At 73.1% G+C, this 26555-nt stretch carries 17 protein-coding genes; 6 read left to right on the top strand and 11 right to left on the bottom strand.

Annotation, left to right across the window (positions count from 1 at the left end; translation table 11 throughout):
• Positions 1–13 precede the first annotated feature (13 nt).
• The 6 genes from ABWI07_RS20115 to ABWI07_RS20090 all read right to left on the bottom strand — a co-directional run bounded on the left by ABWI07_RS20115 (position 14) and on the right by ABWI07_RS20090 (position 8833).
• On the bottom strand, positions 14–688 hold the full coding sequence (locus tag ABWI07_RS20115; RefSeq protein ID WP_149258741.1) for a response regulator transcription factor: 675 nt from the start codon (positions 686–688) through the stop codon (positions 14–16).
• Complete coding sequence (locus ABWI07_RS20110) at positions 679–2484, bottom strand: sensor histidine kinase (RefSeq protein WP_149258742.1); 1806 nt, start codon at positions 2482–2484, stop codon at positions 679–681. Before ABWI07_RS20110 ends, ABWI07_RS20115 begins: the two co-directional genes overlap by 10 nt.
• Positions 2485–2602: 118 nt before the next feature.
• Positions 2603–3280 carry a GntR family transcriptional regulator gene (locus ABWI07_RS20105; RefSeq protein WP_353819458.1) on the bottom strand — a complete coding sequence of 226 codons (678 nt, stop codon included), beginning with the start codon at positions 3278–3280 and terminating at the stop codon, positions 2603–2605.
• A 162-nt stretch (positions 3281–3442) separates the two neighbouring features.
• A complete protein-coding gene (dinB, locus tag ABWI07_RS20100) occupies positions 3443–4618 on the bottom strand; it encodes a DNA polymerase IV (RefSeq protein ID WP_353819457.1) in 1176 nt (391 codons plus the stop codon).
• Positions 4619–4760: 142 nt separating this feature from the next.
• The gene (locus ABWI07_RS20095; RefSeq protein ID WP_353819456.1) at positions 4761–7685 is read right to left on the bottom strand and encodes a glycoside hydrolase family 48 protein; all 2925 of its coding nucleotides are present in this window, start codon (positions 7683–7685) and stop codon (positions 4761–4763) included.
• 110 nt (positions 7686–7795) lie between these two features.
• Positions 7796–8833: a LacI family DNA-binding transcriptional regulator gene (locus tag ABWI07_RS20090; RefSeq protein ID WP_235036710.1), complete on the bottom strand. Its 1038-nt coding sequence runs from the start codon at positions 8831–8833 to the stop codon at positions 7796–7798.
• 295 nt (positions 8834–9128) lie between these two features.
• On the opposite strand from ABWI07_RS20090, the gene ABWI07_RS20085 reads away from it, so the two are divergent.
• A complete protein-coding gene (locus ABWI07_RS20085; protein ID WP_149258745.1) occupies positions 9129–10622 on the top strand; it encodes a cellulase family glycosylhydrolase in 1494 nt (497 codons plus the stop codon).
• 43 nt (positions 10623–10665) lie between these two features.
• Complete coding sequence (locus ABWI07_RS20080) at positions 10666–12381, top strand: glycoside hydrolase family 6 protein (protein ID WP_353819455.1); 1716 nt, start codon at positions 10666–10668, stop codon at positions 12379–12381.
• Positions 12382–12530: 149 nt separating this feature from the next.
• On the opposite strand, the gene ABWI07_RS20075 is transcribed toward ABWI07_RS20080, so the two are convergent.
• The 4 genes from ABWI07_RS20075 to ABWI07_RS20060 all read right to left on the bottom strand — a co-directional run bounded on the left by ABWI07_RS20075 (position 12531) and on the right by ABWI07_RS20060 (position 16853).
• Positions 12531–13598, bottom strand: coding sequence for a lytic polysaccharide monooxygenase (locus ABWI07_RS20075; RefSeq protein ID WP_149258747.1), 1068 nt, complete (start codon positions 13596–13598; stop codon positions 12531–12533).
• Between the two features lie 143 nt (positions 13599–13741).
• Entirely contained in the window at positions 13742–14569 is an 828-nt protein-coding gene (locus tag ABWI07_RS20070) for a carbohydrate ABC transporter permease (RefSeq protein ID WP_149258748.1), read from the bottom strand.
• Positions 14566–15555, bottom strand: coding sequence for a carbohydrate ABC transporter permease (locus tag ABWI07_RS20065; RefSeq protein WP_149258749.1), 990 nt, complete (start codon positions 15553–15555; stop codon positions 14566–14568). Before ABWI07_RS20065 ends, ABWI07_RS20070 begins: the two co-directional genes overlap by 4 nt.
• Positions 15552–16853 (bottom strand): extracellular solute-binding protein, encoded by a 1302-nt coding sequence (locus ABWI07_RS20060; RefSeq protein WP_149258750.1) that lies wholly within the window; start codon positions 16851–16853, stop codon positions 15552–15554. The genes ABWI07_RS20065 and ABWI07_RS20060 overlap by 4 nt, the downstream gene beginning before the upstream one ends.
• A 246-nt stretch (positions 16854–17099) precedes the next feature.
• Here ABWI07_RS20060 and ABWI07_RS20055 point away from each other — a divergent pair, with 246 nt between their 5' ends.
• Together ABWI07_RS20055 and ABWI07_RS20050 are read left to right on the top strand one after the other, a co-directional pair.
• Entirely contained in the window at positions 17100–20546 is a 3447-nt protein-coding gene (locus tag ABWI07_RS20055; protein WP_149258751.1) for a glycoside hydrolase family 3 N-terminal domain-containing protein, read from the top strand.
• A complete protein-coding gene (locus ABWI07_RS20050; protein WP_353819454.1) occupies positions 20543–22066 on the top strand; it encodes a glycoside hydrolase family 43 protein in 1524 nt (507 codons plus the stop codon). The genes ABWI07_RS20055 and ABWI07_RS20050 overlap by 4 nt, the downstream gene beginning before the upstream one ends.
• Here the strand turns inward: ABWI07_RS20050 and ABWI07_RS20045 are convergent.
• Positions 22063–23268, bottom strand: a complete 1206-nt coding sequence (locus ABWI07_RS20045; protein WP_353819453.1) for an ROK family protein — start codon at positions 23266–23268, stop codon at positions 22063–22065. The genes ABWI07_RS20050 and ABWI07_RS20045 overlap by 4 nt on opposite strands.
• A gap of 89 nt (positions 23269–23357) precedes the next feature.
• Between ABWI07_RS20045 and xylB the strand changes: the two genes are divergently transcribed.
• Complete coding sequence (xylB, locus tag ABWI07_RS20040; RefSeq protein WP_149258754.1) at positions 23358–24740, top strand: xylulokinase; 1383 nt, start codon at positions 23358–23360, stop codon at positions 24738–24740.
• A gap of 10 nt (positions 24741–24750) precedes the next feature.
• Positions 24751–25908, top strand: a complete 1158-nt coding sequence (xylA, locus tag ABWI07_RS20035) for a xylose isomerase (protein WP_200841800.1) — start codon at positions 24751–24753, stop codon at positions 25906–25908.
• The last annotated feature ends 647 nt before the right edge of the window (positions 25909–26555 follow it).

Raw genomic sequence — 26555 nt, 5'->3', positions numbered from 1 at the left:
TGTCCGGTACCGGTCAGCGGGTCTCGGCGGCGCGCAGCCAGGTCAGGACGGCGAGCACCCGCTTGTTGCTGTCCTGGGGGCCGGGCGGCCCGCCGGGCGAGGTGATCTTGAGCTTGCCGAAGATGGCCCGCACGTGGTCCTCGACGGTGCGGGCGGACAGGTGCAGCCGCCTCCCGATGCCGGCGTTGGAGTGCCCCTCCGCCATCAGCGCCAGGACCTCCCGCTCGCGCCCCGACAGCCGGGCCAGCTCCTGCTCGCGGTGCCGCGCCTCGACCAGCCTGGTCACCACGTCGGGGTCGATGACGACCTCGCCGCCGACGACGCGCTCCAGCGCCGAACGCAGGTTCTCCACGTCCGTGACGTGGTCCTTCAGCAGGTACCCGACGCCGCGCGGCCTGCCGCGGAACAGCTCCATCGCCTGCGGGGTCTCGTTGAAGGCGGACAGGACGAGGACGCCGAGGCCGGGGTGGCGCTCCAGCAGCCGGCGCGCCGCGACGACGCCCTCGTTGGTGAAGGTCGGCGGCATGTGCAGGTCGAGGATCGCGGCGTCGGGCGGGTCGTCGGCGACGCGGGCCAGCAGCTCCTCGCCGGACCCGGCGGACGCCACGACCTCGATCCCGACCGTGGTGAGCAGGGTGACCAGGGCCTGCCGGAAGATCCCGCTGTCCTCCGCCACGGCTACTCGCATGGGAGGTCCATCCTTACCGTCATGCCCGCGCGGGGGCCGCCGCCGACTTCCACCTCACCGCGCAGGGCCCTGATCCGGCCGGACGTACCGGCCAGTGCGGCGGCGGGATCGGCGGAGCCGGCGCCGTCGAGTCCGACCTCGGCGACGACGCGTCCGTCCTCCTCGCCGACCCGCACGAGGATCCGGGTCGCACGGGCGAGGTCGACAGCGTACGACAGCGTCTCGCAAAGCGCGGTGTAAAGCGTGGACTCGACCTCTCGGGAGAACCGCCGCGGCGTGACGTCGAGCGCCACCCGGGTGCCGAGCCGCTCGGCGACGACCTCCAGCGCCGGGCCGAGGCCGTCCTGGACGAGCAGCGCCGGCTGCACCTCGCGCGCGAGCGTGCGCAACTCGGCGAGGGCCTGCTTCAGCTCGGCGCGGCACGTGCGGGCGTGCTCCTTCACCGCCGGGTCGCCGGTGACGGCCTCCAGCGTGCCGAGCATCGCGCCGAGCGCCAGCAGCCGCTGCTGCGCGCCGTCGTGCAGGTCGCGGGCGAGGCGTTCGCGCTCGGCGGCCTCGGCCCGGACGAGGCGCCGGTAGGCGGCCCTGACCTGCTCCAGGCCCGCCTGCACGCCGGCCTGCAGCCGCGCGGTCTCCAGTGCCCGGCCGCCCGCGACGAGCGCGGCCTCCACGAGGGAGCCGTGGTCGCGGAGCGCGCCGCCGAGCTCGACGACCGCGAGCGGCTCCCCGGCGGCGCCCCGCACCCGGTGCCGCCAGCGCCCTCCGTCGCCCGCCGGACCGCCGTCCTCCAAGCGCTCCGCGCCGTCGGCCTCCGGGTCCAGGTCGACGGGACGCCCCGCGGTGTCGACGTAGGTCTGCTCCGTCGGCGCCCAGAACCACAGCTCCAGCGTCGGGTCGTGCAGGACGTCGCGCAGCGCGTCGCGGACCCGTTCGACCGACACCGGGGCGGTCAGCCGGAGCATCCGCCCCGCGACGGCCAGCTCGGCGATGCGCAGCCGCAGCCCCGAGGCCAGCAGGGTCAGCGGGACCAGGACGACGATCGCGCCCTGGACCACGTAGACGTGCAGCAGGTCGTCCAGCGGGATCGACGGCTCCATGGTGGGCTTCTGGGTGAGCGCCGCCGAGACGCCGACGAACCCGATCGCGACGGTGACGGGCAGCGCGAGCAGGCGCCGCATCCGCCCCATCCGCGGCAGCCGCAGCGCGAGGACGACGAGGAACGCGAGGGCGAGGAAGAGGTACAGCCCGGCGGAGACCCGCAGCACGGTCTCGAAGGTCTCCAGGTCGGGGTAGAGGGCGGGCCACCAGACCGACTCGCCCCGGAACGCGGCCCATTCCGGCTCGGACGTGACCCACATCGCCGTGGGGCAGCCCCACAGGATCACGCACGCCATGGCCGTCCAGATCCGGTCGGCCAGGTACTCCAGCCGCCCGCCCGGGTAGAGCAGGACGCCGACGGCGAGCGCGAGGTAGAAGTCGGCCTGCGCGTAGGGCGACATGATGGGCCCGAAGGTCGCGTCCCAGCTCGCGGCCCAGTTGACCGCCCAGAACACCGACGCGGCCGCGAACAGCAGCCCGGTGCGGCGGGTGCGCGGCCCGGTCGCGAGCAGCACGCCCACCACGGCGATGGCGGCGCAGCTCACCAGCGTGATCGCGGCGGCCGCCGGATGGTCCCGCCAGTAGGGCCAGCCCGCGAGGAGCGCCAGCCCCGCGACCGCCGCCCCGGCGACGAGCGCGCGCCTCGTCTCCGTCCCGAACCACGGCGGCGACCTGCGCCTGCGTGGCGCGGAAATCACCACGACCATCCTTTCCATGCTGGTGCCTCGGTCCGCATCCTGCCACCGCGAACCCACGGGGCGCCGGTCCGTGCTTTCCCGGACCCGGCACGGCCGCGCGCCGCGCGCCGGCCCCCGGTCACTCGTGCGGCGCGGCGTGCGCGCCTTGGAGGGTGACGGCGGCGTTCCTGTGGGCGCGGGCGACGCGCTCGGTCTCGGCCGGGTCGCCGCCTTCGACGATGAGGTCCAGGATGCGGCCGTGCTCGACGACGGAGCGGCGGGCGCGGCCGGGGAGGCAACCGAAGGACGAGCGGCGCATGTGGTCCAGCCGCGTCCACTCGGCCTCCAGCAGGGAGCGCAGGTGCGGGTCCGGGCAGTGCTCGTAGATCGAGAAGTGGAACTCGCGGTTGAGCGCGGTGAACGCCGCCGGGTCGAACTGCTCCAGCGCCTCGGCCATCCTGTCGTTGATCTCGCGGGAGGCGGCGACGTGCCCGGCCGTCATGCGCGGCGCGGAGATCGCGGTGGCGTAGCCCTCCAGCCGGGCGAGGACCTGCAGCGTGTGCTCGACCTGCTCGGCGTCGAAGACCGCGACGCGGGCGCCGACGTTGCGCACCACCTCCACCAGCCCGTCGGACTGGAGCCGGCGGAGCGCCTCCCGCAGCGGGATCGTGCTGACCCCGGCCTCCTGGGCGAGCTGGTTGATGACCAGCCGGTATCCGGGAACGTAGATGCCTTCGAGGATGCGCGACCGCAGCAGCCCGTAGCAGAACTCGACCTTGCTCTCCCTGGTCCGGTCCTGCTTCTTCGCGGCAGCCAACCCGGTCCTCCTCGTCCTCGGGCCGCGCTCCGGACGCGCCCGCCGGCCCGGTCGCCGCGACCCGCCCGTCCGCCCCGCCGCAGGCGCGCGGGCCGTCCGGGTTCCTCGTGTCGGCTCATCATTGTCCCCGACGGCCAAGACCGGAAAGACCTTCACGTTCGTTCAGTCGGGCGGCAGCGGCGCCGCGATGCCCTGGTCGCGGCCGAGCAGCACGCCGCGGGTGATGGCGGACGAGCCGAACCGGTCCCGGACGCCGTCGACCGCCTCGTCCACCGCCCTCGCCTGGTCGAACGGCAGCGCGAGCTGGACGGCGCGGTCGTCGTGCAGGTTGCCGAGCGAGAGGCCGATCAGCGTCAGGCCGCGGTCCTCGATCATCGGCGTGGCGGCGGCGAGCAGGCCCCGCGCCGCCGCCAGGACCATGGGCGTCTCGGCGGTCGCCTGGGCCAGCGTGTGCGAGCGCGTGACCCGGGCGAAGTCGCCGAACCGCAGCCGGAGGGTGACCGTCCGGCAGACGCGGCGGGCCTTGCGCAGCCGTCCGCCGAGCCGGTCGACGAGCCCGACGAGCAGCACGTCCAGCTCAGCCGCCGTGCGCCGGCGCCGCCCGAGCGCCCGCTGCGCCCCGATCGACCGGCGCCGCACGCCCGTCCGCACCGGGCGGGGGTCGCGGTTGTGCGCCAGCGCGTACAGGTGGCGGCCCGCTCCCGGGCCGAGCATCGAGGCCAGCGTGGACTCCGGCATGTCGGCCACGTCCCCGACCGTCCGCACGCCGAACCCGGCGAGCTTGGCGGCGGTCGCGGGCCCGACGCCCCACAGCCGCCGCACCGGCAGCGGGCGCAGGAACTCCAGCTCGCCGTCCGGCGGCACCACCAGCAGCCCGTCGGGCTTGGCGACGCCGCTGGCGACCTTGGCGAGGAACTTGGTGCGCGCGACCCCCACCGTGATCGGCAGGCCGACCTCCTCGGCGATCTCGCGGCGGAGCCGGACCGCGACGTCCACCGCCGGGCGGCGCAGCCCGTCGGCATCGAGGAACGCCTCGTCGATCGACAGGCCCTCCACCAGCGGCGTCGTGGCCCGGAACACCGCGAAGACCGCCTTGCTCGCCGCGGTGTAGGCGCTCATGCGCGGCGGGACGACGACGGCCCGCGGGCACAGCCGGCGCGCCTGGCCGCCGCTCATCGCCGTCCGCACGCCGCAGGCCTTGGCCTCGTAGCTCGCCGCCAGCACCACGCCCGTTCCGACGATCACCGGCCGCCCCCGCAGCGCGGGGTCGTCGCGCTGCTCGACCGACGCGTAGAACGCGTCCAGGTCGGCATGCAGGATCGTCGCGCCACCGGACACGAACATATGTTCGCATGCCCGCCCGCCGGCACGCGATACGGGGTGGGCGGGAGATCCGGCCGTCGCTCCTGGTGGCGGGCCCTTTGGACGGGCAGAGGGCCCGTCGCGGCAAGCGTCGCGACGGGCCCTCGTGCGATGGGTGTCACTCGTTGAAGAGGCGGCCGTAGTCGGCCATGGCCAGGGCTATGTCCGCCTGGGCCCAGAAGCGGTGGTAGGTGAACACCGGCACCGTGGAACTCTGGCCGCTGGCGTACGCCCACACGCGCGCGTAGTCGGGGTCGCTCTTGTAGAAGGAGCGGATGGACATGAACGTCGAGCTGGAGTTGATCGGGTCGCCGTTCGGCATCTTGCCGCTCCAGCCGGAGGGGATGTAGACCGGGTCGGCGATGCGCTTGTAGTCGGACTTGCTCTCCTGGACGGAGACGCCCTTCGCGTCGGTGTGCTTCCAGATGGCGTCGAGCAGGTCCTTGGCGGTCTGCTTGGCGTCGGCGTCACCGGACTTTGCGGCGTAGTACGCCAGGGTCTTGGCGTACGCGGCGGCCACGCCGACGTCGTCGGTGTAGTCCTGCACCGAGACGTGCAGGCCGGTGTTCGCGGCCGGCATCCCGGTGGCCGACGACCAGTTCGCGTCGGGCTGCCCCGTCCACTTGAGGGTGGACGGGATCTTGATGCCGCCCGTGGACGGGTCGACCGTCGTCTGCGACAGCGCCCAGGAGACCCACTTGTCGAGGATCGCCTTGGCGGACGCGTCGCCGGTGACCTGGTAGTACTCGGCCACGCGCTCCATCGACCACGCCTGGAAGCCGAACCACTGGTTGCTCGGCGGGTCGTGGTAGACGGGCTGCCAGTCGTAGGCCATGCCGAAGAACTCGGTCAGGCCGGTCGGGGGCGTGCTGTAGCTGCCCTCCCAGCTGTTGGTGACGCCGCCGGCGATCGCGCCCTCGGCGGACTGCAGCCACTTGTAGAGCTGGAGCTGCCGGGTGAGGCTCTTGTCCCAGTCGGCCTTGGCCGTCGCGCCCTTCGGCGCGAGCGCTGCGTCGTTCACCAGGGCGTAGGCGGCCAGGGGGTTCTGGTAGCCGAAGTGCGAGGCGCCGTCGCCGATGCGCCACGACCATCCGGCGTTCGTGTCCGTGGCGCCGCCCCAGGCGTAGTACCAGGACAGCAGGTAGTGCTCGCTGTCCTTGCCCGACCCGGCGGGGCAGGACGTGGGCGAATGGCAGTCGCCGATCTTCTTGAAGTACTTGTCGAAGAACGAGTAGCGCAGGTAGTCGCCCATCTTTCCGGCCTTGGCCACGGTGGCCGAGACGTCACCGGAGTTGCCTTGCTCCTTGGCCCAGGCGTTCGCCCAGTACGCGGCCTGGATGGCGCGCGCGTCGGCGTCCGGCGCGTCGGTGAACTTCCACTGCTTGGCGTAGGAGGAGTCCTTGATGAACAGGTCGAGGTAGCCGTTGGTGCCGCCGAACGCGAACTTGTCGCACGTCGGCTGCGGGACGGTCTCGAACACCGACTCCTGCGCTCCGCGCTGGTAGGTGTTGATGTAGGAGGGGCCGTCCGCGCTCGGGCCGTTCTCGCAGCCGCCGCCGGGCGTGTTGCCGTACCCGTAGACGTTGTCCACGTCCTGCAGCCAGTGCATCCCGTAGATGTCGTCGGTGCCGTAGGCGGACTTCAGCTCGCTCGCGATCGGGTCCTGCCCGACCGGGACGCTCCCGTCGATCTGCGACGGGTAGTCGCTCACCTCGGGGTGCTCGGAGGCGTAGGTGGCGGGCTTGGAGGCGTTGTAGAAGGAGTTCGTCGGCTGGTCCGCGTGCGTCGGGATCATGTACTTCTCCATCAGCGCCCAGGAGGCGTTGAAGGGGGCCCAGTTCTGCGTGACCTTGCCGTACATGGCCTCCAGCCAGATGAGGTAGCTGTAGGCCTCGGACGTCGTCTCGTGCCCGTGGTCGGGGGCTTCGACCATGAACGTCTCCACCGAGTGGTACGGGATGCCCTCGGGGCTGAAGTAGCCGTTCGCCGGGTCCTTGATCTTGTTGTACTGGTCGAGGAACCGCTGGGTGTAGACGTCGCCGGAGGTCGCCACCTCGGTCGCGGTGACCTTGGCCGCCGTGTAGCCGGAGGCGGCGGAGGTGAACGTCGCCTGGCCCGTCCCGGAGGCGTCGGCGCTGATCGTCACGTTCTGGGCGGTGGACCAGTTCTGCGGCGTGAAGGTCAGCGTCCCGCCGCCGGTCACCGACAGGCCGGAGTTGCCCGCCGTCCGGGTCGTCGTCACGGTGACCGTGCCGGAGGGGGCCTCGGACAGCTTCACCGCGTAAGTGGCCTTCGCGCCCTGCGCGACGGTCAGCGCGGTGGGGCTCGCCACGACGCTCGCCGCGGCGGTCACCGTGACGCCCACCGGCGCGGACTCGGCCGTCCCGCCGTTGCTGTCGGTCACCTTGGCGTAGATCGAGTAGGAGCCGGCCGCGGTCGGGGTCCAGGTCAGGCCGTACGGCGCGGTGGTGTCGGCCGCGCCGAGCGACCCGTCCTGGTCGAAGAACTCGACCTTGGACACGGTCGCGCCCGACCCGGCCGCCGCGGTGGCGGCGATCGGCACCGCGGCGCCCACCGAGTACGTCGCGCCGGCGGACGGGCTCGTCAGCGCGACCGTCGGGGCGGACGAGCTCTGGTTGCACGGCGTGCCGTTGAGGCTGAACGCGGTGGGGTCGGTGTTCGTCCCGCTGTAGGTGAACTGCGCGCCGACGTTCAGCGAGGCGCCGGACGCGAGCGTCCGGTTCCAGGTCTCGTTCTCGACGGTGACCTGCTGGCCCGACTGCGACCACTTCGCCGACCAGCCGTTCGACAGCTTCTGGTTCCCCGAGTAGGAGTACGTCAGCTTCCAGCCGTCTATGGCGTCGCCCTGGTTGGTGATGTCGATGCCAGCCGTGAACCCGTTGCCCCAGTCGTTCTTCTTGTAGACGACCTTGCACGACGCGGCGGCGGCGTGCGCCGGGGCCATGACGCCCAGGCCGCCGCACAGCAGCGCCAGCGTCGCGCCCACGGCCGTGAACGCGCGCCATCGTTGACGTCTTCTCACCTGGTGTTCCTTCCTGTCGCGCCCGGTGCCCGGGCATGGCGTGCCGCACCACCGGCGGAGCGCGGAGGCGGCGGTGGCGTGGAGGACGGTGCGGCGTCAGCCCGGAGCCGTCAGCCGGACTCCCTGATGATCAACTTGGTGCGCAGCACGACGCCGCGCTCGGTGTTCGGCCTGCCGCCGGTGCAGGCGCGCAGCTCGCGCGCCAGGCGGGCGCCGAGGTCCTCGGCCGGCTGCCGGACGGTCGTCAGCCGGGGCCGGACCTGCTGGGCGACCGGAGCGTCGTCGAACCCGACGAGCGCCACGTCGTCCGGGACGCGGCGGCCCGCCCGGCGCAGCGCACTGAGCGCGCCGACCGCCATCTGGTCGGACGCGGCGAGCACCGCGTCGACGTCCGGCCGGCGTTCCAGTAAGCGGCGCATCGCCCGCTCGCCGGACAGCCGGCCGAAGTCGCCCTGGCAGACCAGCCCGTTGACGCCCATCCCGGCCTCGCGCGCCGCGATGCGGTAGCCGGCGAGCCGGTCGACGGCGGCGCCCATGTCGGCGGGTCCGGCGATGGTGCCGATCCGGCGGCGGCCCGAGGCGAGCAGGTGCCGGACGGCGGCGTGCGCGCCGCCCCGGTTGTCCACGTCGACGTACGGCAGCGCCACCTCGTCGAGGGGGCGGCCGGCGAGCACCACGGGAGCGCCGGCGGCGGCCTGCACGAGCGGGGCGACCTGGTCGCGGCGGGCGCCGACGAGGAGCACGCCCTCGGCCCGGCCGCCGCGCAGGTAGCCGGTGGTCGCCCGCCACTCCTCCGCCCGCCCGGCCATGAGGACGACGAGCGGGGCGCGGCCCCCGAGCTCGCGGCGCACACCCCAGAGCAGGCGCGCGAAGAACGGGTCGCCGAGGACGCGGCAGCCGTCCTCGCAGACGACGGCGGCGATGGTGCCGGAGGACTCCCGGTCGGGAGAGCCGCTCCGGCGCCGGACGTAGCCGAGCCGCTCGACCGCCTCCTCGACCTGGAGGCGGGCCGCCTTGCTGACCCGCGCCGAGCCGTTCAGCACGCGGGACGCCGTGGCCGGCGACACCCCGGCGAGCTGAGCGACGTGGGCGAGGGTCGGCGGGCGGTCGGGGAGGGCGGGGTCGTGCGGGGGGTGGATGACGGTCACGCTGATGGCACTCCCTTCGGGGGTTCCCGGCCTTTCGAGGGGGTGGACCGGGTCGGGGAGTAGTGGGAGCGCTCCCAAGAATCCGATCGGACGCCGATCGTGTCAAGAGGCGAGTGAAGAACGGATTACGGGCCGCCCGCACCCGCCCTTCACCGCGCACGCAAAGCGCCGTGAAACTTCGTGAAAGGAATGGAACAAGGCTTCCCCGCCGCGTCCGAGGCGTTCTACGTTCACCGCAGTCCAAGGAGTGGGAGCGCTCCCAAGGTACGACGTCCGACGTGAAGGCGGAGATCCCATGAGATCGCTTTCCCCCCGCACCGCCGCGGCGGCCGCGCTGGCCGGCGCGCTCTGCGCGGCGGGCTCGCTCGTCGCGGGCGCCGGGTCGGCGCTCGGCGCGGCGCCGGCCCGCGCCGCCGTCGCCTGCGAGGTCGGCTACACCGTCGACGACTGGGGCACCGGCTTCACCGCCGCCGTCACGATCACCAACCGGGGACCGGCGGTGGACGGCTGGACGCTGACGTACTCCTACACCGGGAACCAGCGCCTCACGAACGGCTGGAACGGCCGGTGGACGCAGTCGGGCGGGTCCGTCACGGTCGCCAACGAGAGCTGGAACGCGGCCATCGCGACGGGCGCGTCCGTCCAGGCCGGCGCGCAGTTCTCCTACAGCGGCGCGAACGCGGCGCCCACCGGCTTCGCGGTCAACGGAACGGCCTGCAACGGCGGCGGCGAGCCGACCACCGAGCCCCCCACCACTCCCCCGCCGGGCGGGCCCGCCCCCAAGCTGAAGGTCTCCGGGAACAGGTTCGTGGACGCCGGAGGGAACACGGTGCGCCTTCGCGGGGTGAACCGGTCCGGCGGCGAGTTCGCCTGCGTCCAGGGCAACGGGATCTGGGACGGCCCGATGGACGCCTCCTCCGTCGCCGCGATGAAGACCTGGAACGTCAACAGCGTCCGGGTGCCGCTCAACTCCGACTGCTGGCTCGGCCTGGACAACGTCGATCCCGCCTACCGCGGCACCGCCTACCAGAACGCCGTCGGGAATTACGTCGCGGTGCTCGAGGAGAACGGCATCACGCCCATCCTCGAACTGCACTGGAGCCGCGGGTCGTGGACCGGATATGACAGCCATTGCCAGACCGCCGCCGCGGAATGCCAGAAGCCCATGCCGGACGCCCAGTACGCGCCGGAATTCTGGAAGCAGCTGGCGGCCGCGTACAAGGGCGACACGGCCGTCGTGTTCGACCTGTTCAACGAGCCGTATCCGAACAACCTCCAGACCATGGACTACGCCCAGTCGTGGAAGTGCTGGCGCGACGGCGGCCCGGCCTGCACGGGCCTGACCTACGAGGCGGCCGGGATGCAGGACCTCCTCGACGCCGTCCGCTCCACCGGCGCGCAGAACGTCGTCATGGCCGCGGGCAGCAGCTACTCCAACGACCTCGGCCAGTGGCTCGCCCAGAAGCCGTCCGATCCCACCGGGAACCTGGCGGCCGCCTGGCACTCCTACAACTTCAACTACTGCAAGGACGCGTCCTGCTGGGACCAGCAGATCGCCCCCGTCGCCGCCCAGGTCCCGCTCGTCGCGGGCGAGATCGGCGAGAACACCTGCGGCCACTCCTACGTCGACACGCTGATGGCCTGGCTGGACGCGCACGGAGCCTCCTACCTCGGCTGGACGTGGAACACCTGGGACTGCTCCAGCGGCCCCTCGCTGATCAGCTCCTACGACGGCACCCCGACCGCGTACGGCGCCGGACTGCGCGACCACCTGCGGTCCGCTCCCTGACCCCACTGGCAGAACCCCACCCCCACCAGATGGAGGAATCCGAATGAAACACCCCTCCGCGCGCAGCGGCCGCGGCGCCAGGCGCGGCCTGGCGGCCGCCTCGGCGGCCGTCCTGCTCGCCTCAGGCACGGTCGCGCTGGCCCAGGCCCAGGCCAGCGCGGCCGCCGGCTGCAAGGTCGACTACACCACCAACGACTGGGGCAGCGGGTTCACCGCCTCCGTGACGGTCACCAACCTCGGCGACCCGATCACCAGCGGCTGGACGCTGGAGTGGGACTTCGCCGGCAACCAGCAGGTGACCTCGGGCTGGAACGGGACGTTCACGCAGTCCGGCAAGCACGTCACCGTGAAGAACCCGAGCTGGGCCCAGACGCTGGCGACCAACGCGTCCGTCAACCCCGGCTTCCAGGGCACCTACTCCGGCAGCAACCAGGCACCCGCGCAGTTCAAGCTGAACGGGACCGTCTGCGACGGGTCGACGGGCCCGACGGACCCGCCCACCGACCCGCCGCCGGGCGACCGCGTCGAGAACCCCTACGCTGGGGTGAAGGCGTACGTGAACCCCGACTGGTCGTCCAAGGCCGCGGCCGAGCCCGGCGGCAGCGCGGTCGCGAACCAGCCGACGGGGGTGTGGCTGGACCGGATCGCCGCGATCGAGGGCACGGGCGGCGCCATGGGCCTGCGCGCCCACCTCGACAAGGCCCTCGACCAGGGCGCCGGGGTGATCCAGCTCGTCATCTACGACCTGCCCGGACGCGACTGCTCCGCGCTGGCGTCCAACGGCGAGCTCGGACCGGACGACCTCGACAAGTACAAGTCGCAGTTCATCGACCCGATCGCGCAGATCCTCGGCGACGCCAAGTACGCCGGCCTGCGGATCGTCACGGTCGTGGAGATCGACTCGCTGCCGAACCTGATCACCAACGCGGGCAGCCGGCCGACCGCCACCGAGGAATGCAACGTGATGAAGGCCAACGGCAACTACGAGAAGGGCGTCGCCTACGCGCTGCAGAAGCTCGGCGCCATCTCCAACGTCTACAACTACCTCGACGTCGGCCACCACGGCTGGATCGGCTGGGACGACAACTTCGGCCCGACCGCCCAGCTGCTCGCCACCGTCGCGCAGGCGTCCGGCTCGAAGAGCAACGTCGCCGGGTTCATCACCAACACCGCCAACTACGGCGCCCTCCAGGAGCCGTACTTCACCATCGACGACACCGTGAACGGCACGTCCGTCCGGCAGTCCAAGTGGGTCGACTGGAACCGCTACGTCGACGAGCTGTCCTACGCGCAGGCGTTCCGGCAGGAGCTCGTCAAGGACGGCTTCGACTCGGGCATCGGGATGCTGATCGACACGAGCCGCAACGGCTGGGGCGGCGCGAACCGCCCGACCGGCCCCGGCCCGAAGACCAGCGTGGACGCCTACGTGGACGGCAGCCGGACCGACCGGCGCATCCACCTCGGCAACTGGTGCAACCAGGCCGGCGCGGGACTCGGCGAGCGTCCCAAGGCGGCCCCGGCCGCCGGCATCGACGCCTACGTGTGGATGAAGCCCCCCGGCGAGTCGGACGGCGCCAGCAAGGAGATCCCGAACGACGAGGGCAAGGGCTTCGACCGGATGTGCGACCCCACGTACACCGGCAACCCGCGCAACAACAACAACATGAGCGGCGCGCTGCCTGACGCCCCGCTGTCCGGGCACTGGTTCTCCGCCCAGTTCCAGGAGCTGCTCAAGAACGCCAACCCGCCCGTCCAGTAACCGCCACCAGGGAAACGGCCCCGTGACACGCTCCTGTCACGGGGCCTCTCCTTGTCCGGAGGGCGGTTCCCTCTCTTGGCGCGTCCCATGAATGGAAGCGGCCCGCGGCGCCCCCTGTCCGGCGCCGCGGGCCACGTTCCGCTCGGGCCTCAGGAGGTCATGCAGTGCGGTTCCAGTGCGGTAGGCGAGGTCGGCGCCTTCACCGTGAACCCGAACGTGGTCGACGCGCCCACGGCGAGAGAGCCGTTGTAGGCCGCGTTCTTGACCGTGACGTCGGGGCCGGACTGCGTGAAGCTTCCGTTCCACAGGCTGTCGACCGTCTCGCCGTTGGCGAAGGTGAAGTGGGCCATCCAGCCGGCGAGCGGGAGCGTGCCGGTGTTGGTGACCGTGATCTCTCCCTGGTAGCCGCCGTTCCAGCTGCCGGTGGAGCGGTAGCCGGCCTTGCAGACCTTGCCGGGGTCGCCCGGCGGGTCCGTGGGCGGGTCGGTCGGGCCGCCGCCGTCCTCGCCGACGCCGGTCACCTCGCCGTTGCCGCCGTCGAAGACCACGTCGGAGCAGCCGTAGAACGTCTCGTTGCTGTCCGAGCGCTGCCACACGGTGTAGAGGATGTGGCGCCCGCTCTTGCCGGACGGCAGCCTGGCGTTCCAGTGGTAGTAGGCGTCCTCGTTGCCGGGCGAGCCGACGCTCGGCGGGTCGGTGACGCTGTAGAACGGCTGGTCCTCCAGGTCGTCCCAGCTGAGGGGCCGGGTCGGGCTCCAGCTGTCCTTCGTGACGTAGGTGCGGAACGTTCCCGGATGGGCCGCCCACTTGTTGTACCGGAACTCGATCTCGCCCCCCGAGGTCAGGTGCGTGACCGGCCAGTCGTCGCGGGCGAGGTCGTAGCCGCTGAAGTCGTAGACGACCGCGCCGCCGCTGCACAGCTTCCCGTCCGGGATGAAGCCGCGGGTGCGGCCGGCCCCGTCCGAGCGCAGCACGGCGAACCAGTTGTAGAGCGAGTTGGGCCCGCTCTGCGCGACCGCCGCCGCGCAGGCCGGGTTGTGCGGGACGATCTGCCCGGTCGGGCTCAGGCCGTCCTTCCAGCACAGGTAGGTGCGGCTGCCGGGCACCATCATCGCGCCGTGCGCGGACGCCGGCGCGGCCGTCAGCAGCGCACCGGCGATCATCGCGGGGCCGAGCACCGCCCCCGCGGCCAGTGCCCTTCGTCGTCGCTTGCCCATGTTCCTCCCGTCACCGGGCCGAGGAGAGTGCTTTCCAGCGGAAGCTAACTCCGCGCCGCAAGGCCCGTGAACGGGCCTTTCAGGCTTTCATCGGCCGCCGGGACGGGACCCGGCCGGGTGCGCCGCGGGCGCGCCCGCGGGGTTCAGCCCTTCGTCGCGCCCGCGGTGAGCCCTCCGATCAGCTGGCGCTCGGCCACGGCGTAGAAGGCGATGGCGGGCACCATCGCGAGCACGATGTAGGCGATGACGAGCGCGTAGTTGGTCGAGTACTGGCCCTGGAACTGCTGGATGCCGACCGGGATCGTCTGCCACTTCGGATCGGCCAGCACCAGGAGCGGGAGGAAGAAGTTGTTCCAGCTCGTCACGATGGCGAGGACCGACACGGTGCCGAGGGCGGGCCTCGCCATGGGCAGCAGGATGCGCCAGAAGAACCCGAAGCGGGTGCAGCCGTCCATGATGGCGGCCTCCTCCAGCTCGGCCGGGATCGTCCGGAAGAACGAGCGCAGGATGATGATCGTGATGGGCAGCGCGAACGCGGCCTGCGGCAGGATGATGCCGAGCGGGTTGTCCAGCAGGCCGAACGAGCGCAGCAGGACGAACAGCGGGAGCACCGCCACGGCGGGCGGGAACATCAGCCCCGCCGCGAACAGCGTGAAGAAGAACTCCCGGCCCCGGAAGGCGTAGCGGGCGAACGCGAACGCCGCCAGCGCCGCCGCCGCGACGGTGAGCAGCGTGGTGGCCACGGCGATCATCACGCTGTTGGCGATCTGCCGCCAGAAGTCGCCGGACGACAGGATGCCGGTGTAGTTCGACACCCGCCACGGCGAGGGCAGCCCGATCGGGTCCGTGGTGAGGTCGCCCGTGGTCTTGAAGCCGGAGACGACCGCGTACAGCAGCGGGACGACGATGAAGGAGCCGAGCACCCACACCAGGGTGTGCCGGGACGCGCTCCGCGCGATGCCCGCCCTCATCGGCGGCCTCCCGCGGAGGTGACGGCGCCCTGCAGGTCGCGGCGCAGCGCGTAGCGCTGGTAGAGCAGGGAGAAGACCATGCTGATGAGGAACATGGCCACGCTGATCGCGCTCGCGTAGCCCATCTGGTACCGCTTGAAACCGAACTGGAACATGGTGACGGCCATCGTCTCCGTGGAATTCGTCGGCCCGCCGGTCGTGGTGACCCACACGAGGTCGAACAGCTGGATCGAGCCGATGACGGACAGGAACACGCTGATCCGCAGCGTCGGCCCGAGGAGCGGCAGCGTGACGCTGCGGAACCGCCGCCACGGCCCGGCCCCGTCGATCGAGGCGGCCTCCAGCACCTCGCCGGGGATGCCCTGCAGCCCGGCGAGGTAGATCATCATGTGGAAGCCGAAGTACTTCCAGGTCTGGACGGCGAACAGGGTGGGCAGCGCGGTGCTCGGGTCGGAGAACCACGTCCCGGCGAGGTTCCCGACGACCGGCAGGCCGCCGACGAGCCGGTCGGCGAGACCGGTCTCCGGGAGGAGGATGATGCCGAACAGGACGCCGGCGATCACCTCGGAGAGGATGTAGGGCGCGAAGAAGACCGCCCGGTAGACCGCGCGGCCGCGCATCCGCTGGTTCAGCAGCACGGCGGTGCCGAGCGCGATCGGCAGCTGGATGACGATCGACAGGACGACCAGGACCAGGCCGCGCCACAGGTCGCCCCGGAAGACGGGGTCGCCGGCGAGCTTCCGGTAGTTGCCGAGCCCGGCGAAGTCCTCGGGCCGGCCGAAGCCGCCCCAGGTGAAGAAGCTCGTGTAGAACGCGACGAAGATCGGGATCAGCACGAAGAAGAAGAACAGCAGCAGCGCCGGCAGGAGGAACCAGGTGGCGGACATCCAGCCGCGCAGCCGCCCGGCCGGCGCCCCGCGGGCCCGCTTGCGCGGGGCCCGCGCGGCGAACCGCGGCCGGTCGTCGGTCGTGGCGGACAACGTCATTGGCTCTTGGCCGCCTTCGTCACCTGCTGCGCCACCTCGTCGGGCGTCTTCTTGCCGCCGACGAGGGCCGCGACGCTGTCGTTGACCTGCTGCCCGACGGCGGGCGGGAAGGCCTGGTCCAGGTAGAGCTGGAACCCGCTGGAACCGTTCAGCGCCTGGGCGACCTGCTTGCGGTTCTCGTCGCCGAGCGCGCTCTCGGCGCCCTTGACGACCGGCATGAAGGCGCCGGAGGAGACGAGCTTGCGCTCGTTCTCGTTGTTCATGAGGAAGGCCAGGAAGTCCAGCGCCTCCTTGGGGGCGTTCTTGCTGAGCGCGTGCCCGTTACCGCCGCCGAACACGTCGGTGACCGAGCCCTGTCCCCCGTCGACGGTCGGGAAGGGGAACCAGCCGAGGTCGTCGCCGATGCCCTTGCCCGAGGCGTCCTTCTGCACCGCGGGCGCCCACTGCCCCATCAGCTCCATACCGGCCTTGCCGGAGCCCATGGTGGCGGCCTGGCCTCCTGGCGTGTCGTAGCCGGCGTTCTGGAATCCGCTCTGGAAGGGCTGCAGGTCGACCAGTTCCTTGAGGTGCTGCCCGGCCTGGACGAACGCCGGCGCGTTGAAGTCGTTGCCCTTCGCGGCCTGCTCCATGGCGGCCATCCCGCCGACGCGCATCGCCAGGTAGGCCCAGTAGTAGTGGCCGGGCCACTTGTCCTTGCCGGCCAGCGCGATGGGGGTGACCCCGGCGCCCTTGAGCTTGCGGACGGCGTCCAGGAACTCCGCCCAGGTCTTCGGGGGCTCCTTGATCCCGGCCTTCTCGAAGTGCCGCTTGTTGTACCAGAAGCCCACCATGCCCATGTCGTACGGGACGGCGTAGGTCTTGCCGTCGAACTGGTACGGCTTCTGCGAGACCGGGGTGATGGTGCCCAGCAGGCTCGCCCCGTCCTTGTCGAGGCTCTTGACCAGCCCCGCGTCGATCTGCTGCTTGAGCACGCCGCCGCCCCAGGTCACGTAGACGTCCGGCAGCTTCCCGGAGGCGACGAGCGCCGTCATCTTCGACTTGTACGCCTCGTTCTCCAGGTTGGTGAGCTTGATCTTGACGTTCGGGTGCGCGGCCTCGTAGGCCTTGGCGATCTGCGGATAGAGCGACTTGGACGGCTCGGTGGTCGCGATGTCCATCCACTCGACGGTCACCTTGCCGCCTCCCGACCCGGAGTCGCCGTCGCCGCAGGCGGCGAGCATGGGCGCGGCCGTGGCCAGCACGGCGCCCGCGGAGACCGCGGTGAGGAAGGAACGGCGCGACAGCGGTGGAATGCCCATGGGTGGCCTCCTGGATCGGGGGTGGGCTCGGCCTGGAGCGGGTGGGGCGAGGACGCTCGTTCGAAACTTTTCGAAATGCTTCGAAGCTCGCCGTTGCCGTGGAACTCTAAGAAAGCGGCTCTCCAGGGTCAAGACTTCCGCGGCGAAAGACCGGAATGAAACCGGTGGAAGGTTCGGTACGGGGGCTAGGAGAGTTCGAAACATTGCGATACTGTTCGCAATCGTTTCCCCGGGGAGGAGTGAAGCGTGCCCGTGCGCACCACCGACGAGATGCCGGACCGGCCGTCCCGGCCGACGCTGGCACTGATCGCGTCCGAGGCGGGCGTCTCCCCCGCCACGGTCTCCAAGGTCCTGAACGGCCGCACCGACGTCGCCGCCGCCACCCGCGAGCGCGTGGAGGCGCTGCTGCGCCGCCACAACTACCCGGGCCCCGGCGGCACCCGGCGCGCCCGCAGATCCGGCCTGATCGACCTGGTCCTGGCCGGCCTGGACAGCCCGTGGGCGGTGGAGATCCTGCGCGGGGTGGAGGCCGAGTGCGCCGAGCACGGCGCCGGCGTGGTCGTCTCGCTGGTGCGCGAGGACGACGCCCGCCCCCCGAGCTGGCAGAACCTGCCCGCGCTGCACCACAGCGACGGGGTCATCCTGGTGACGTCCCGGATGACCCCGCGCCAGCTCCAGCAGCTGGAGCGGGCCGGAGTCGGCCTCGTCCTGGTGGACCCGGTGAACATCCCGGACACCGGGATCGCCAGCGTCGGGGCGACCAACTGGGCGGGCGGGCTCGCCGCCACCGAGCACCTCATCGGGCTCGGCCACCGCCGCATCGCGATGATCGGCGGACCGGCCGGCATCCTCTGCACGAAGGCCCGCGTGGACGGCTACCGGACCGCGCTGGAGCGCGCCGGGATCGAGGTCGACAAGGACCTCGTCCGGTACGGCGACTTCCACCACCGCGGCGGCTACGCCCGCACCCGCGAGCTGCTGGCGCTGCCCCGGCGGCCCACCGCGGTCTTCGCGGGCAGCGACGAGCAGGCCATGGGCGCCTACCAGGCGGCCCGGCTCGCCGGGCTGTCCATCCCCGAGGACCTCAGCGTCGTCGGCTTCGACGACCTGCCGACCTGCGAGTGGCTGTCGCCGCCGCTGACGACGGTCCGGCAGCCGCTGGAGGAGATGGGCCGCGTCGCGGCCCGCACCCTGCTCCAGCTCCTGGACGGGCGGCCGCCGCTGGCCCCCCGCGTGGAGCTGGCCACCGACCTGCGCGTCCGCGCGTCCACCGCGCCGCCGCCCGCCCGCGTGAAGCCGGCCACCGACCTGCGCGTCCGCGCCTCCACCGCATCACCCCCGCCTCCCCGCCTGGTCGTCCCACCCGGAGGAACGATGACCGAAGCCGCCCCCGCCCCGAGCACGACCCGCGGCCCCTGGCAGGACCGCGGCCTGCCGGTCGCCGAGCGGGTCGCCGACCTGCTGGCCCGGATGACTCCCGAGGAGAAGGCGGGCCAGCTCGCCGGCTTCTGGGCGATGCCCGCCGAACCGGGCGAGCCCGTGGCGCCGATGGAGGACGACTCCCACGAGGACGCCCCGCCCCTGGAGGAGATCCTCGACCGCGGCCTCGGCCAGCTCACCCGCGTGTTCGGCACCGGGCCGGTCGCGGCGGCCGAGGGCGCCGCCCGGCTCCGCGAGCTCCAGGCCCGCGTCGCCGCGGGCAACCGGTTCGGCATCCGGGCGATCGCGCACGAGGAATGCCTCAACGGCTTCATGACGTGGGGCGCCACGGTGTTCCCCAGCCCGCCCGCGTGGGGCGCCACCTTCGACCCCGAGCTGGTCGGCGAGATGGCCGCCGCGATCGGGGCGAGCATGCGGGCGGCCGGCGTCCACCAGGGCCTCGCGCCCGTGCTGGACGTCGTCCGCGACGCCCGCTGGGGGCGGACGGAGGAGTGCATCGGCGAGGACCCGTACCTCGTCGGCGTCCTCGGCACGGCCTACGTGAGCGCCCTGGAACGGTCCGGCATCGTCACCACGCTCAAGCACTTCGCCGGGTACTCCGCGTCCCGCGCCGGCCGGAACATGGCGCCGACGCCGATCGGCCCGCGCGAGTTCACCGACGTCGTGCTGGAGCCGTTCGTGATGGCGCTGCGCGACGGCGGCGCCCGCTCGGTCATGCACTCCTACACCGACGTGGACGGGATGCCCGCCGCGGCCGACGAGCGTCTGATGACCGGCCTGCTGCGCGAGGAGCTCGGCTTCACGGGCGTCGTCGTCGCCGACTACTTCGGCATCTCGTTCCTGCAGAGCCGGCACCGGGTGGCGGGGTCGCGCGGCGAGGCCGCCGCGCTCGCGCTGCGCGCCGGGATCGACATGGAGCTGCCGACCGTCCGCTGCTACGGCGAGCCGCTGATCGAGACGATCCGGCGGGGCGCCCTGCCCGAGGAGCTGCTCGACCGCGCGGCCGGCCGCGTCCTGACCCTCAAGGCCGAACTCGGCCTGCTGGACGGGCCCGCCGGCGAAGGCGACGGGGCGGACCCGGACTTCGATCCCCCCGGGCACAGGGACCTGGCCCGGCGGCTGGCCGAGGAGTCGGTCGTCCTGCTGGCGAACGACGGCGTGCTGCCGCTGCGCTCCGGCTCCGGGGTGGTGCTGGCGGGGCCGCTCGCGGACGACCCGTTCGCGATGCTGGGCTGCTACACGTTCCCGAGCCACGTGGGCCGCGAGCACCCGGAGCTGCCGCTCGGCGTGCCGATCCCCACGCTGGCGGACGCCCTGCGCGCCGATCTGCCCGACGTGCGGGTCGCCGCCTCGGGCGACGTGTTCGTCACCGACGCCGACATCGAGGCGGCCGTGGCGGCGGCGCGCGACGCCGAGGTGTGCGTCCTCGCCCTCGGCGACCGGGCCGGGCTCTTCGGCCGCGGCACGTCCGGCGAGGGCTGCGACGCCGAGACGCTCGCGCTGCCCGGGCGGCAGGCCGAGCTGGCCGCGGCGGTCCTGGACACCGGCACGCCGACGGTCCTGGTGATGCTGACCGGGCGCCCGTACGCGATCGAGTCCCTGGCCGACCGGGCCGCCGCCGTCGTGCAGGCGTTCTTCCCCGGCGAGGAGGGCGGCGGGGCCGTCGCGGGGGTCCTGTCGGGCCGGGTCGAGCCGTCGGGGCGGATGCCGATCAGCGTGCCGCGCCGCGCGTCCGGCCCGCCGGTCACCTACCTGCGGTCGCTGATGGACGGCGGGCACGACTGGAGCGTGGTCGACCCCCTCCCGCTCTACCCGTTCGGCCACGGGCTGACCTGGACGTCGTTCGAGTACGAGGACCTGCGCGCGGACGAGCGGGCGGCGACCGACGGGGCGGTGACGGTCAGCGCGGTCGTCCGGAACACCGGGGAGCGGGCCGGGACGGAGGTCGCGCAGCTGTACCTGTCCGACCCGGTCGCGTCGGTGGTGCGGCCCGCGCGCTGGCTCGCCGGATGGGCCAGGGTGCGGCTGGAGCCGGGAGAGGCGGCGCGGGTCGGGTTCCGGGTGCACGCCGACCGGACCTCCTTCACCGGCGCCGGCCTGCGGCGCATCGTCGAGCCCGGCGCCATCGAGGTCGCCGTGGGCCGGTCGAGCGCCGACCTGCCGCTGCGCGGCTCGTTCACGCTCGACGGGCCCGTCCGCGAGCTCGGCCCGGACCGGGTCCTCACCGTCCCGGTGGAGGTGACGCCGCTGTGACCGCGTTCCGCAACCCCGTACTGCCGGGCTGCCACCCCGACCCGACGGTCTGCCGCGTGGGCGCCGACTTCTACCTCGTGACCTCGACGTTCGAGTGGTTCCCCGGACTCCCGGTGTTCCACAGCCGCGACCTCGTGCACTGGCGCCAGGTGGGGCACGCGCTCGACCGGGCCGGCCAGCTGCCGCTGGACGGGGTCCCGGCGTCCGGCGGGCTGTACGCGCCGACCCTTCGCCACCACGACGGGACCTTCTACCTGGTCTGCACGCTCGTGGACGGGACGCGGTGGTCCGGGCACTTCGTGATGACCGCCTCCGACCCGGCCGGGCCGTGGTCGGAGGCGCACCGGCTGGACGGCGACGGCATCGACCCGTCCCTGTTCTTCGACGACGACGGCCGCGCGTGGTGCACCGGCACCCGGCCGACGGGGCGGTACGAGGGGCACACCGAGATCTGGCTGCGCGAGTTCGACCCGGCGGCCCTCGCGCTGACCGGCGAGGAGCACGTCATCTGGGACGGTGCGGTGAAGGGGGCGATCTGGTCCGAGGGCTCCCACCTCTACAAGATCGGCGGCCGGTACGTCCTGCTCACGGCCGAGGGCGGCACCGCGCTCGACCACGCGGTGATGGTCGCCCGCGCCGACGCCGTCACCGGCCCCTACGAGGGGAACCCGCGCAATCCGGTGCTGACCCACCGCAACCTCGGCACCGGGCATCCGGTCGTCGGGGCGGGGCACGCCGACCTCGTGGACACGCCGGACGGCGAATGGTGGATGGTCCTGCTCGCGATGCGCCCGCACCACCTCGACCGGTGCGTCCTCGGCCGGGAGACCTTCCTGACCCCGGTCACCTGGGAGGACGGCTGGCCGGTGACCGGCGGGCGGATCGAGCCGAGCCACCCGGTCCCGTCGCTGCCGCCGCACCCGTGGCCCGCCGCCCCGGCATGCGACCACTTCGACGGGCCCGAGCTCGGCGCCGCCTGGAACATGCTGCGGACGCCGCGCGAACGCTGGTGGAACCTGACCGAGCGCCCCGGGCATCTGCGGCTGCGCGCCCGTCCGGAGACGCTCGCGGACGCGGCGAACCCGTCGTTCGTCGGGCGGCGCCAGCAGCACCCCGACTTCGCCGCCTTCACCTCGCTCGACTTCGCACCGGCCGACGAGGAGTGGGCCGGGCTCGCCCTCGTCCAGAACAACGACTTCCACGTCCTGCTGGTGTCGACGGAACAGGGGCTTCGCCTGGTCGAGCGCGAGCGGGGGGTCGAGACCGTGCTCGCCGAGGGGCCCGCCGTGCGAGGAGCCGTCCGGCTGGGCTTCGAGGCGCACGGACGCTGGTACCAGGCGTTCTACGGCATCGCTCCGGGCGAGTGGACGCCGCTCGGCGGCCCGGTGGACGGCGACATCCTCAGCAGCCAGGTCGCGGGCGGCTTCACCGGCGCCTACATCGGCCTCTACGCCACGTCCAACGGCCGGGCGGGCGGCGGCCGCGCCGACTTCGACTGGTTCGAGTACCGCCCGCTCTAGAGGAGCAGCGCGGGGTCGGCGATCACGCGCTGCACGACGAGGCCCGCGGCGCCGAGGACCGCGGCGCCCTCGGCCAGGCCGGAGACCTCGACCGGCGGCGCGCCGCGCCGCAGCGAGCCCGGCCCCGCCGCGAGGACGCCCTCCAGCGGGGGCCGGATCCAGGCGGCGAGCGGGGAGAAGACCCCGCCGAGCACGACGGTGTCCGGGTCGATCAGGTTGACGACCGAGGCCAGGGCGCCGCCGAGCGCGCGCCCCGCCCGGGCCACCGCCTCCAGTGCCGCCGCGTCGCCCGCGTCGAGGCGGTCGACCAGCCGGCCGACCGACCCCTCCGGCCCTGCCGCGGGCCGCGTCGCCGGCAGGCCCGCCGCGCGCAGCATCGCCTCCTGCCCGGCGACCTGCTCCAGGCAGCCGCGCCCGCCGCAGGAGCAGGCGGGGCCGGACGGGTCGGCCACCAGATGCCCGAGCTCGCCGGCGAAGCCGTGCGCGCCGCGGAATACCCGCCCGTCCACGACGATCCCGGCGCCGATCCCGATCTCCCCCGAGACGTGCACGAAGTCGCCGAACCGGGCACCGCCGCCGAACCACAGCTCGCCGAGGGCCGCCAGGTTGGCCTCGTTGTCGTACTCGGCGGGCAACGCGGTCGCCAGGCCCGGCACGCCGGTGACGGGGACGTCCGTCCAGCCGAGGTTCGGTGCGTGCCGCACCACCCCGTTCTCGCGGTCGAGCAGGCCGGGCAGGGCGACCGCGGCGCCGGCGACGGTCAGGCCCTGCCCCGCGGCGGCGGCGACCGCCTCGCCCGCGAGCGCGGACAGCGCGGCGAGGACGGCGCCGGGCTCGCGACCGCGGTTGTCGGAGCTGACCACGTGCCGGTAGCGGACCTGCTTGGCGAGGTCGAGGACGCAGGCGGAGAGGTAGTCGACGTTGACCTCCAGGCCGAGTCCGGCGGCGCCGTCGCCGTGGACGGACACGCCCACGCCGGGGCGTCCGCGCTCCCCCTCGTGCACCGGCGCGCCGTCCCGCACCAGGCCCGCGCCCTCCAGCAGGGAGACGAGGTTGGACACCGTCGTCTTGGTGAAGCCGGTCAGCTCGGCCAGGCGCGCCCGCGTCACGGGCTGGTGGCGGGCCACGTGCTCCAGGACGACGGCGAGGTTCCGCTCGCGCATCGTCGCGTGCCGGACGGGGGCGTTGGCGGACTTCGTCATGGGCAAACCCTAAATGAATCGCGTGTATAGGCAGGGCCGAGACCCTCTGCTAGGTTAATTAGTCCAAGCTCTTTACGAAAGGCGGGACGATGCCCGAAAGCCTGGTCGCGGGCGTCGACTCCTCGACCCAGTCGACGAAGGCCGTGCTGTGCCGCGCCGAGGACGGCGCCGTGGTCGCGACCGCCTCCGCCCCCCATCCGGACGGTACTGAGTGCCACCCCGACCACTGGTGGAGCGCGCTGTCGCAGGTCCGGGAGCTGCTCGAACGCGCCGACGCGGTCGCCGTCGCCGCGCAGCAGCACGGCATGGTCGCGCTCGACGGCGCGGGCGAGGTCGTCCGGCCCGCGCTGCTGTGGAACGACACCCGCTCGGCGCCGCAGGCCCGCGCCCTCGTCGAGGAGTTCGGCGGCGCGAAGGCCTGGGCGGAGCGGACCGGCAGCGTGCCGCTCGCGTCGTTCACCGTGACCAAGCTGCGCTGGATGGCCGAGCACGAGCCGGACCACGCGCGCCGCACCGAGCAGGTCATGCTCCCGCACGACTGGCTCACGCTGCGGCTCGGCGCGTCCGAGCCGGTGACCGACCGGGGCGACGCGTCCGGCACCGGCTACTGGTCCCCCGCGACCGGCGCCTACCTGCCGGACCTGCTGCGCGCCGCGCTCGGCCGCGACGCCGCGACGCCCCGCGTCGCCGCGCCCGGCGAGCGCGTCGGCGAGACCCCCTGGGGCGCGGTCCTCGCCCCCGGCACCGGCGACAACATGGGCGCCGCGCTCGGCCTCGGCCTAGAGCCCGGCGACGCGGTCGTCTCGATCGGCACCTCCGGCACGGCGTTCGCGGTCGCCGGCGAGCCCGCGGCCGACCCGGCCGGGCTCGTCGCGGGGTTCGCCGACGCCACCGGCCGGTTCCTTCCACTCGTCTGCACGCTGAACGCCGCGCGGATCCTCTCGGCCGCCGCCGCGCTGACCGGGGCCGCGCTGGACGAGTTGTCCGCGCTGGCTCTCGCCGCCGAGCCGGGCGCGGGCGGCCTGACGCTGCTCCCCTACCTCGACGGCGAGCGCACCCCCGACCGCCCGGACGCCACCGGCGTGCTCGCGGGGCTCACCACGTCCAACGCGACGCGGGAGAACCTCGCGCGGGCCGCCGTGGAGGCGCTGCTGTGCTCGCTCGCCGACGCCGTCGACCATCTCGCCGCGCACGGCGCCCGGCCGCGCCGCGTCCTGCTGATCGGCGGCGGCGCCCGCGCCGCGGCCGTCCGGACCCTCGCCCCGGCGATCTTCGGGATGCCGGTCACGGTCCCCGAGCCCGCCGAGTACGTCGCGCTCGGCGCCGCCCGCCAGGCGGCCTGGGCGCTGGCCGGGACGCCGGAACCGCCCGCCTGGCCGGCGCCGCCCGCGACCGAGTACACCGCCGACCGCACCGATGCCGGGGTCCGCGCACGCTACGCCGCGCTGCGCGACGCCGCCCCGGAGATCTGAGGAGGAACCCGTGAGCGACTACACCCCCACCCCCGAGGACCGCTTCTCGTTCGGCGTCTGGACGGTCGGCTGGCAGGGCGTCGACGTGTTCGGCCCCGGCACCCGCCCGCCGATGCCCGCCGACCGCGCCGTCCGCAAGCTCGCCGAGATCGGCGCCTACGGCGTCAACTTCCACGACAACGACGTGTTCGACTTCGACGCCACGCCCGCCGAGCGGCAGGGCGCGATCGACGCGTTCAGGAAGGCCCTCGACGAGACGGGCCTCGTGGTCACCACCGCCACCACGAACCTGTTCGGCCACCCGATCTTCAAGGACGGCGCGTTCACCGCCAACGACCGCGAGGTCCGCCGGTTCGCGCTGCGCAAGGTCATGGACAACCTGGACCTGGCCGCCGAGCTCGGCGCCCGCACCTACGTGTGCTGGGGCGGGCGGGAGGGCGCCGAGTCCGGGGCCGCCAAGGACGTCCAGGCGGCGCTGGACCGCTACAAGGAGGCCTTCGACGTCCTCGGCGCCTACGTCGCCGACCAGGGCTACGACCTCCGCTTCGCGATCGAGCCGAAGCCGAACGAGCCGCGCGGCGACATCCTGCTGCCCACCATCGGCCACGCGCTCGCGTTCATCCAGACCCTGGAGCGCCCCGACACCGTCGGGCTGAACCCCGAGGTCGGGCACGAGGAGATGGCCGGGCTGAACTACGCGCACGGCCTCGCGCAGGCGCTGTGGCAGGGCAAGCTGTTCCACATCGATCTGAACGGGCAGCACGGCCCCCGCTACGACCAGGACCTGCGCTTCGGCGCCGGCAACGCGCGCGGCGCGTTCTGGGTCGTCGACCTCATCGACCGCAGCGACTACGACGGCCCGATCCACTTCGACTTCAAGCCGCCGCGCACCGAGGACGACGAGGGCGTGTGGGAGTCGGCGGCCGCGTGCATGCGCAACTGGCTGATCCTGCGCGAGAAGGCCCGCGCCTTCCGCGCCGACCCCGACGTCCAGGACGCCCTGCGCCAGGCCAAGCTGGAGGAACTCGCCCAGCCCACCCTGGCCGACGGCGAGGACTGGCGCTCGGTCCGCGACGCCACCGCCGACGCCGACGCCCTCGGCGCCCGCCGCACCGCCTTCGAACTCCTCGACCAGCTCGCCCTGGAGCACCTCTACGGCGTGCGCTAGCTGTGTCTTCCCAGGGGGGGCGGTGTCTTCCCAGGGGGGCGACCCCCTGGAACCCCCGTTGCGAGCCGGGCGATCCTCACGCCACGGTTTCGGTGTGTTGTGCCCGTGCGGGTTCGTGTCGTGGCGCTGCGGTCGCCCGGCTCGGCGGGTCGGGCGACCTCCAGGCGCCAGAGCGCCTTCCGGCCGCCCGACCCGCGCCGTCGCTCAAGTCCACTCCAAGAGCGCCACAGCTGGCACATCCAAGAGCGTCAAGGTGTGCACGTCCAAGAGGGTTGGACCAAGAGCGTGGGGCGTGGACGGTTCACACCCTCTTGGACTTGGTGCTCAGCTGGGGCGCGGGCAGGCGCGTGGAGCGAGCGCAGCGAGCGGAACGCGCATGCCCGCCGACGCAGGCGACCGCAGCGACGCCGCACACGCCGCAACAGGCACAGCGACCGCGACGGCGGCGTGAGGATCGCCTGCGTCGCAACGGGGGTTCCAGGGGGTCGCCCCCCTGGGTGAACGCAGCGCGGGCAGGCGCGTGGAGCGAGGTCAGCGAGCGGAACGCGCTTGCCCGCCGACGCAGGCGACCGCAGCGACGCCGCACACGCCGCAACAGGCACAGCGACCGCGACGGCGGCGTGAGGATCGCCTGCGTCGCAACGGGG

This window comes from Actinomadura sp. NPDC000600, from assembly GCF_040492135.1.
In the GTDB taxonomy this organism is placed as follows: Bacteria; Actinomycetota; Actinomycetes; order Streptosporangiales; family Streptosporangiaceae; genus Spirillospora.
Note: the sequence above shows the minus strand (reverse complement) of the source record. Positions and strands in the feature narration are given on the sequence as shown.

What these genes read in the sequence shown, in the direction of transcription:
- ABWI07_RS20080 (WP_353819455.1), top strand. Translation starts at nt 10,666, where the DNA reads ATGAAACACCCCTCCGCGCGCAGCGGCCGCGGCGCCAGGCGCGGCCTG.
- ABWI07_RS20070 (WP_149258748.1), bottom strand. Translation starts at nt 14,569, where the DNA reads ATGAGGGCGGGCATCGCGCGGAGCGCGTCCCGGCACACCCTGGTGTGG.
- ABWI07_RS20045 (WP_353819453.1), bottom strand. Translation starts at nt 23,268, where the DNA reads ATGACGAAGTCCGCCAACGCCCCCGTCCGGCACGCGACGATGCGCGAG.
- ABWI07_RS20075 (WP_149258747.1), bottom strand. Translation starts at nt 13,598, where the DNA reads ATGGGCAAGCGACGACGAAGGGCACTGGCCGCGGGGGCGGTGCTCGGC.
- ABWI07_RS20060 (WP_149258750.1), bottom strand. Translation starts at nt 16,853, where the DNA reads ATGGGCATTCCACCGCTGTCGCGCCGTTCCTTCCTCACCGCGGTCTCC.
- ABWI07_RS20085 (WP_149258745.1), top strand. Translation starts at nt 9,129, where the DNA reads ATGAGATCGCTTTCCCCCCGCACCGCCGCGGCGGCCGCGCTGGCCGGC.
- ABWI07_RS20065 (WP_149258749.1), bottom strand. Translation starts at nt 15,555, where the DNA reads ATGACGTTGTCCGCCACGACCGACGACCGGCCGCGGTTCGCCGCGCGG.
- ABWI07_RS20115 (WP_149258741.1), bottom strand. Translation starts at nt 688, where the DNA reads ATGCGAGTAGCCGTGGCGGAGGACAGCGGGATCTTCCGGCAGGCCCTG.
- xylB (WP_149258754.1), top strand. Translation starts at nt 23,358, where the DNA reads ATGCCCGAAAGCCTGGTCGCGGGCGTCGACTCCTCGACCCAGTCGACG.